We start from the raw sequence: 6489 nt of genomic DNA, 5'->3' as shown, positions 1-6489 counted from the left end.
CTTCGCCCTGCTGGGCGGCATTCAACGGGATGCGGATGACTTCCTCGATCTGCACGGGGCCGTCCTGGCTGTACACGGCGGCATAGTGCTGGATCTCTTGCAGGGCCTGAGACCTCGGGCCACTGGCCGAAGCCACCACCATGTCGTCTTGCCACAGGTCGAAATGCGCATCCTGCGCATCGCCAGCAGCGGGAGCGTGGAAGTCTGCGTAGTCGCTGCTGGCTTCCCATTGGCGCTGTACCTCGTTAGCATCGCCGGACGGACACATACGGTCACACCAGCGCTCGAAGGCAGTCTGCTCGTCCTCGGCATCCTCCACCGTGGATACGCCAGGGGCGGCGGGAGCCTCGGCAAGCATGGCGGCGTAGGCGTCCTGCATGTCGTGATCGTCAATGCAGCGGACCTTGCTGAACCAAGCCTCGGCGAAGGCTACGCACATATCCAGCGTCATGATCTCAGGAACCAGCTTCCAGCCGGCGGGAATGGTGGTGGTCATGGGTCAGGCTCCTTGGTTCTGCATGGCATTCAGGCGCATGCGTGCGTAGTTCAGCTTGATGACGTCCAGCTTTCCCAGCAGGCCGTCGATGGTGTTCACGCCGACGCGGATGGGCGCCAGCTCGTAGTCGTGCAGGATCACGCCGCGGCAAGCCCGCTTTTCGACCTGGATGAGCGCGGCCGCGCCGCCGGTGATCAGGCGGGCTTCGTAAGCGTGGCGCTCGTCATGCTCCAGGGTGAGCTGGAGCAGGTTGAACGCCCGCGCCAGCGTGTGCCAGGCGTCCTCTGTGGGCGCGTTGGCCAGGCAGGAGTAGGCCGTGTGCAGGCTCATGCCGAACTCGTCGCGCAGCGGGCCCATGACGGGCAGGCGCGGCACGATGGGGCGGTGGGCCTTGTTGCGGCGGGGCTTGCGGGCGTGGGTCATTGCTGCACCGTCTCGGGGTAGGCGTTGCCGTCCTCCATCCGCTGGGCGACGTTCATGGAGGTGCGCAGCAGCAGGTCGATGACGGCGATCTGGTTGGACACGTAGCCGTAGCCCAGCGCAGCCGTGCTGATCAGCATTTCCAGCGCCTTGCGGACCTTGTCCGGGTCGCCGTAGGCGCCGACCTGCTGGATGTATTCGCCGATGGCGTGCTGTGCTGCTGCATGGCATGCGGCGGGCGTGAAATCGGTCATGGTCTTCTCGGTATATGGAGGCCTGGCACCGGCGGCGGTCGGATGGGGGAGGGAGTCCCGCCGCCGGGCCGGCCAAAGGGCTACGCCGCTTCCGGCTCCAGGTTCAGGCCCAGCGATCCCTGCTTGTCGACGGCGGGCGTGATGCTGATCGTGATCTCGTTGCCCAGCACCTCGTAGAGCTTCTTGACCTGCTCGCCGCTCGGGTGGCACTTCACGCGGAAGGTGATGATCACGCTGCCGCCTTCCATGATTTCAGCGGCGAACCCGTCAACGTCGGCGGGGTCCAGTTCGATATCGGAAGCGCCGCCCAGGCCGAAGCCGATCAACACCTTGGCGCCTACCAGCTCGTGCTTGAGGCGGAGCTTTTCGATCAGGTCGCCAAAGCGGCGCACAGTCAGTGCCTCGCCAACGGGCATCTCGGCCTGGTCCGGGGATTCCTCTTGCTTGTAGAGAAACGAGCGCAGCACCGGATGGAATTCGGACAGCACGCCGTTGCCATCGGTGAAGCTGATCTTCAGGTCAGCGGCGCCCGCCGGCTCTTCGCCGTGGCGCTCGGTGCGCACGTTGATGTGCGCCAGGGTTGCGGTTTGCTCGGTGATCGAGAACATGCGGGATTGCTCCGTAGGTTGTGCTGCTGGGAAGGGTTAGGCGGCCTTGCGGCGCAGGGTGTCGACCATCGCGCGCAGCTCGGCTTCGAACTGCAGCAGGGCGGTCAGCAGGGTCTTGATGTAGGCCTCGTCGCGCGGGATGCGCTGCACGTACAGGCGCAGCGCCGGGGCCTGGCGCGGGTCGTAGCTGATGAAGTCCCACCACTGCCGGCCCGTGACGAGCATGCAGCCCTGGACCTGGGGGATATGGTCAGCGGGCATGCCTTCCAGCCACGTCTGGACGTGGACTTGCTCGTCGTGGGGGCACTTCATTTCGATGCCGCCGTCTGCGGCGACCAGCCCGTCCGGGCTGCAGCCGATGAAGTCGTGCTGCGGGTGCAGCAGAAAGCCGGTGGTTTCGACGATGTTCCCGCTGTCGACCTCATAGGCTTCGGTAGCTGCCTGCTCCAAATCCTTGCCCCAGGCCATGGCGCGCGCGCCGACCTCGTGCTTCGGAATGCCGGCCAGCCGTTCAAAAGCCTTCAGACGCATCAGCTTCGCGCGCTCGGCGGTGGGCTTGCCGGCCCGGGTGGTGCCGATGATGTCGGCGAAGACGGACGCGGTGAGCTTGCCAGCGCGGTCCATCTGCCATTGGTCGGTGCGTTGTTCGGCGGGCGAGTTCATTCGTCAACTCCGTCGAAGGGGTTGTCTTCGGCTGCCTCGGCGGCCGGCGCGGCGTCCTGCTGGGCCGGTGCCGGCGTGGCATCCTCGGCGGCGGCCAGGGCCTTGAGGCGCTTGATTTCGGCGGCTCCCACTGCGGCGCGCTCATCCTTGGTCAATCCCTTCCAGGCGCTCTCAAGGTCGGCGATGCGCTTTTCCGCCGCGTCGTCGCTGCGCGCGATCATTTCCAAGTCGCGCACCACTTGCTCGCGGTCGACCTCGGCTGCAGGCTGCGGGCGCGCCTGCTCGGCGAAGTCCTGCGCGGTGCGCGGCACCTGCTGAGCGGCGCCCATGTCCTTCTCGACAATCGCCTCGGCCTCATCGCGGTCGTAGATCCCCGTGAAGCCAAAGGCCAAGCGGCCGCACTGCATGAAGGCCTTGTGGCGCAGCATGCGGCGCGGATGCGACTTCCAGGGCTGCGTCTCGCGCTTGCACTCGGCCAGATACTCGGTGACGCGCGTCGGGTGTTCGCGGTCCTTGCGGTAGATCGTGCACGTGACCTTGCTGCCGTCGTCGGCGATATCGAACTCGGCGCCGTTGAACTGCGGATGGTCGTTCACGATGCGGGCCCAGCCGTCGACGCCCACCACCGGCACAATGCTGCCCTTGTCGGGGAAGGCGTAGATTTCCTTGACCCAGGGATTCAGGCCGTACTGGTTGGCGACGACCAGCAACGCGCCCATCTGCGCGTCGGACACGTCGCCCTTGAAGGCGGTCTTCTTGAGGACGTCGATGATTTCCGGGTTGGCGTCCATGCCGAAGCGCTCGGCGAGTTTCGTGGCCAGGGACGAAGTGAAGTTGCTGACGGTAAGGGCGGCTGCCATGTGGTTCTCCTGCCCGAGACTCGGCCGGGCGTATGGGGTTGATTACTCGGTGATCTGCTCGACGCTGGCGGCGTCGAATTCTTTGAGCCAGGCGACGGCGACCTGCACATCCACGTCGAAGGACTCGGCGACGGCGTGCGCGATGGCGGTGGCGCCAGGGCCGACCTTTTCGAAGTTCTCGCGCTCGCGGCGCGCTGCTTCTTCCTGGCGTGCACGCTCCGCCCGTTCGGCTTCTGCGCGCGCGGCGGCTTCCTTCTCCTGCTGCTCACGGGCCGCGGCTTCTTCCTTCTCCTGCTCGGCGCGGCGCGCGGCCTCCTGTTGCGCCTCGAACTCGCGGCGCTGACGGTCGATCTCGTCCTGCTGGCGCTTGAGCGCCGCCGCGGCTTCGGCATCCTTGCGGGCCTGTTCGGCGCGCGCGGCTTCCTGGCGGGCGTTTTCTTCGTCTCGGGCGGCCTGCAATTGGCGCTGCTGCTCTTCCAGCTCGGCGCGTTCCTTGGCGAGCTGGGCGGCTTCGGCTTCACGCTGGCGCTGCGCTGCTGCTTCCTGCTCCTGGCGCTGACGCTCAAGCTCGGCGCGCTCGGCGGCCAGGCGCGCAGCTTCCTGTTCCTGCGCCAGCGCCGCGGCGTGCATCTGATCCAGCTTGGCGACAACCTCGGCGTGCAACTGCATGGCCTCGCCGGCGCGGTGTTCGTACAGTTCCGTGGTCAGCGGGAATTCGGCCAGCGTCTCGCGCATGGCCGCGATCTTGGCGGACGACAGGCCGGCGGCGCTGGTGGCGAAGTCGCGGATATGGTCCAGGCGCTCCTGGATCGCCTGCTGGCGCGCCAGTTCGGCGGCTTCCTTCGCTGCCTTGATCTCGGCGCGGCGCTGCTCTTCCGCCTTGATCTGGGCATCGATCGGCAGTTCGATCTTCTCGACTTCTGCGGTGATCGTGGTCACGAGGGCGCGCATGGCGCGTTGCTTTTCCAGCATCGGCGCGTTCCACCCTTCGTAGACCTTCTTGGCGCTGGTGCGGATCGTCACGCACTTGGCGCGGGCAGCGCGCGCCGCCTTGTCGCCGGCCGTGGTGGTGACGTCGAACTGCACGCCGGCCAGTTCGTGGCGCAGTTCGGCCAGGCCCTTCTGCACAGGGTTGAATTCAGCAAGCGCGGCGGGCGCGTCGAGCACTTCGTCTGCAACTTCGGTCATGGTGGTGGTCTCTCAGGGTTGGCGCGCGGCGACGGCGGTCTTGCCGCAGCCTTCGCAGGCGGTGAGGGTGGATTGGGCGTCGAGCGTCGGGCCCAGCACGCCGGACAGGGCGGCGAGCAGCGCCACGCCGGACAGCACGAAGCACGCGTAGGCGGCCAGGTCCAGATCGCGGCCCGTGCGGCGCGCGCGGCGCCAGGTGATCGAGATGCGGCGGATCATGAGCGCGCCCCTTTCGCTTTCGCGATCGCAGCGATCAGACCGTCGACATCGGGATCGCCGACGCCGGTCCAGTCGGTGAGCTTGGACAGCCAAGCCAGATGCTTCTCGGCCTGGGCCAGCAGCTCGGGCGAGGCGGCGATCAGGTTGGCGTCCGCATGCGAGAAGCACACGAAATCGAGCCGCACGCCCTTGACGTCGTCGATGAACGGGTATCCGACGCTGTGGCCGCGGCTTTCGTCGTAGCCGTAGGCTGGGATCCGCGTGTCATTGCGCGCAGGCTTGACCGTGGTCAGGACCACCGACGCGCCGCCGAGCGCAACGGCCCTCCACGGGCCGGAAGTGTGGTTCGCCGTCATTGGGCACCTCGCTGTTCGCGGATACGGATCTTTTCCATCGCGCTCATGTGGCCGGCGAGCGCATTGCAGGCGCGGTGCGCGAGCACCAGGTTGCTGATGTGGTTTGGGCCGCCGTGCGCCACGGGCACCAGGTGCTCGACAGACCGGTCGGCGTCGGACGTATGGCCGAAGCAGTAGAAGCAGCGGTCGCCGTCGCGTTCCAGCAGGGTGTGAACGATCGGACTCAGCTTCACGCGCTTGGTGCGTGCGCCGGCCGACCAGGCGCCGCTACCCATGAACGCCTCCCAGGCCTTGAGCGCTTCGCCGGTGAACGTGGTGCCGCCCTTGGAATTCCCGTAGACGATGGCCACGCCGCTCGCGCAGTCGAACCGCACCAGCTCCCATTCGTTGGTCGGGCGCAACACCTGGGCGCCGCGCGCCACCAGCCACTCGATGAACTTGGGGCGCGCGCCCTCGACCTTCTTGCGGCTCGGGGTCATGCGTTTCTCCGATGCAGGGCCATCGCGGCGTCGCCGACCAGGCCAATCAGGTACGCCGCGGCCAGGCCGACGGCGATGAATTGAAGGAGGGCGGTCACAGGCACGCCTCGGCTTCGTCCGGATCCATCTCGGCAAGCTGGCGGTTGGCCAGGCCCTCGATGCAGTTGCCCAGGTGGCCGGCCAGGAATGCGCCCACGCTCGGCACGGTGGAGCCGATCAGCAGCGCCAGCAGCACGGCCGCCGGGTTGTCCGCCAGCTCGTTCATCAGGTGCTCGGCCCAGTCAGCAGCCGTCAGCCCGTAGGCGGTCGGTTCTTCGTGCGAGAGACACGCGACCACAGCGTCGATGGCTTGCTGCCGGTCGAGCGTGGGCAAATCTTCGTTGGCGTCGGACTCGTCGCGCGGCCGCTTTTGCAGGCGTATGAGCGCTTCAATCATGTCGGCGTGATAGGCACCCATGGCTCAGTTCCTCCCTTCCCGGTCGATCAGGTCGGCCAGCTCGCCGTAGTGCGCGGCGGCGCGGGCGCGCTCCTGGCGGCGGTTGTCGGCCAGCACGCGGTAGTAGCCGGGCAGCACCGCCGCGCGGAACGCCAGATAGTCGGAGCCCATGCCGCAGGCCACGCGCAGCGCCGTGCGGGCCGCGATGCTGGCCGGCGGGCTGAACTGATCGCCGAACCAGAACTTGCGCGCCTGGAACACCTTGTCCTGGGCGCTGGGCCGGTTGGCCGGGTTCAGGCGGTAGCCAACGATGCGGTCGCGGGTGAAGTCGCGCACCATCGAGCGCAGGGCCGACAGGTTCAGGAGGTATTCCCGGCCCTGGGCACCGATGCGCGCGGCGCGGCGTTGGATGCGGTTGCGGTTCATGATGTCTCCTTGCCCCGGCACCCGGGGCGGGGGGGGGGTCGGCGGGGGGGGGCGGCCTGGCGCCCCGCCCGGCCGCGGGGGAGG

12 protein-coding genes are annotated in these 6489 nt (G+C 67.6%); all 12 read right to left on the bottom strand.

Translation table 11 applies throughout. The features are described 5' to 3' along the window. A partial coding sequence (locus tag KDH83_RS28695) for a hypothetical protein (protein WP_212322042.1) occupies nucleotides 1–496 on the bottom strand: 496 nt, incomplete at its 3' end. A gap of 3 nt (nucleotides 497–499) precedes the next feature. Continuing rightward, nucleotides 500–919 carry a hypothetical protein gene (locus tag KDH83_RS28690; RefSeq protein WP_212322040.1) on the bottom strand — a complete coding sequence of 140 codons (420 nt, stop codon included), beginning with the start codon at nucleotides 917–919 and terminating at the stop codon, nucleotides 500–502. Continuing rightward, complete coding sequence (locus KDH83_RS28685) at nucleotides 916–1170, bottom strand: hypothetical protein (protein ID WP_212322038.1); 255 nt, start codon at nucleotides 1168–1170, stop codon at nucleotides 916–918. The genes KDH83_RS28690 and KDH83_RS28685 overlap by 4 nt, the downstream gene beginning before the upstream one ends. An 80-nt stretch (nucleotides 1171–1250) precedes the next feature. After that, nucleotides 1251–1778 carry a hypothetical protein gene (locus KDH83_RS28680; RefSeq protein ID WP_054443001.1) on the bottom strand — a complete coding sequence of 176 codons (528 nt, stop codon included), beginning with the start codon at nucleotides 1776–1778 and terminating at the stop codon, nucleotides 1251–1253. A gap of 36 nt (nucleotides 1779–1814) precedes the next feature. Then, the gene (locus tag KDH83_RS28675; RefSeq protein WP_212322036.1) at nucleotides 1815–2441 is read right to left on the bottom strand and encodes a lambda exonuclease family protein; all 627 of its coding nucleotides are present in this window, start codon (nucleotides 2439–2441) and stop codon (nucleotides 1815–1817) included. Beyond that, nucleotides 2438–3301 carry a phage recombination protein Bet gene (gene bet, locus KDH83_RS33000; protein WP_212322034.1) on the bottom strand — a complete coding sequence of 288 codons (864 nt, stop codon included), beginning with the start codon at nucleotides 3299–3301 and terminating at the stop codon, nucleotides 2438–2440. Before bet ends, KDH83_RS28675 begins: the two co-directional genes overlap by 4 nt. Before the next feature lie 42 nt (nucleotides 3302–3343). Continuing rightward, the gene (locus KDH83_RS28665) at nucleotides 3344–4489 is read right to left on the bottom strand and encodes a hypothetical protein (RefSeq protein ID WP_212322033.1); all 1146 of its coding nucleotides are present in this window, start codon (nucleotides 4487–4489) and stop codon (nucleotides 3344–3346) included. A 12-nt stretch (nucleotides 4490–4501) separates the two neighbouring features. Then, the gene (locus KDH83_RS28660; protein ID WP_212322032.1) at nucleotides 4502–4708 is read right to left on the bottom strand and encodes a hypothetical protein; all 207 of its coding nucleotides are present in this window, start codon (nucleotides 4706–4708) and stop codon (nucleotides 4502–4504) included. Continuing rightward, nucleotides 4705–5064, bottom strand: a complete 360-nt coding sequence (locus KDH83_RS28655) for a hypothetical protein (protein WP_212322031.1) — start codon at nucleotides 5062–5064, stop codon at nucleotides 4705–4707. The genes KDH83_RS28660 and KDH83_RS28655 overlap by 4 nt, the downstream gene beginning before the upstream one ends. Next, entirely contained in the window at nucleotides 5061–5543 is a 483-nt protein-coding gene (locus KDH83_RS28650) for an HNH endonuclease signature motif containing protein (RefSeq protein ID WP_212322030.1), read from the bottom strand. The genes KDH83_RS28655 and KDH83_RS28650 overlap by 4 nt, the downstream gene beginning before the upstream one ends. 94 nt (nucleotides 5544–5637) lie before the next feature. Beyond that, complete coding sequence (locus KDH83_RS28645; RefSeq protein ID WP_212322029.1) at nucleotides 5638–6000, bottom strand: hypothetical protein; 363 nt, start codon at nucleotides 5998–6000, stop codon at nucleotides 5638–5640. A 3-nt stretch (nucleotides 6001–6003) separates the two neighbouring features. Further along, nucleotides 6004–6405 (bottom strand): hypothetical protein, encoded by a 402-nt coding sequence (locus KDH83_RS28640; protein ID WP_061071946.1) that lies wholly within the window; start codon nucleotides 6403–6405, stop codon nucleotides 6004–6006. Nucleotides 6406–6489: the final 84 nt, after the last annotated feature.

Source organism: Achromobacter sp. Marseille-Q0513, from assembly GCF_018195695.1.
Classification (GTDB): domain Bacteria; phylum Pseudomonadota; class Gammaproteobacteria; order Burkholderiales; family Burkholderiaceae_B; genus Achromobacter.
This window is presented reverse-complemented; position numbering and strand designations above follow the sequence as displayed.

Bases quoted from the DNA above. Each gene is read 5' to 3' on its own strand.
- KDH83_RS28690 (WP_212322040.1), bottom strand. From the start codon at position 919: ATGACCCACGCCCGCAAGCCCCGCCGCAACAAGGCCCACCGCCCCATC.
- KDH83_RS28685 (WP_212322038.1), bottom strand. From the start codon at position 1,170: ATGACCGATTTCACGCCCGCCGCATGCCATGCAGCAGCACAGCACGCC.
- KDH83_RS28680 (WP_054443001.1), bottom strand. From the start codon at position 1,778: ATGTTCTCGATCACCGAGCAAACCGCAACCCTGGCGCACATCAACGTG.
- KDH83_RS28675 (WP_212322036.1), bottom strand. From the start codon at position 2,441: ATGAACTCGCCCGCCGAACAACGCACCGACCAATGGCAGATGGACCGC.
- bet (WP_212322034.1), bottom strand. From the start codon at position 3,301: ATGGCAGCCGCCCTTACCGTCAGCAACTTCACTTCGTCCCTGGCCACG.
- KDH83_RS28665 (WP_212322033.1), bottom strand. From the start codon at position 4,489: ATGACCGAAGTTGCAGACGAAGTGCTCGACGCGCCCGCCGCGCTTGCT.
- KDH83_RS28660 (WP_212322032.1), bottom strand. From the start codon at position 4,708: ATGATCCGCCGCATCTCGATCACCTGGCGCCGCGCGCGCCGCACGGGC.
- KDH83_RS28655 (WP_212322031.1), bottom strand. From the start codon at position 5,064: ATGACGGCGAACCACACTTCCGGCCCGTGGAGGGCCGTTGCGCTCGGC.
- KDH83_RS28650 (WP_212322030.1), bottom strand. From the start codon at position 5,543: ATGACCCCGAGCCGCAAGAAGGTCGAGGGCGCGCGCCCCAAGTTCATC.
- KDH83_RS28645 (WP_212322029.1), bottom strand. From the start codon at position 6,000: ATGGGTGCCTATCACGCCGACATGATTGAAGCGCTCATACGCCTGCAA.
- KDH83_RS28640 (WP_061071946.1), bottom strand. From the start codon at position 6,405: ATGAACCGCAACCGCATCCAACGCCGCGCCGCGCGCATCGGTGCCCAG.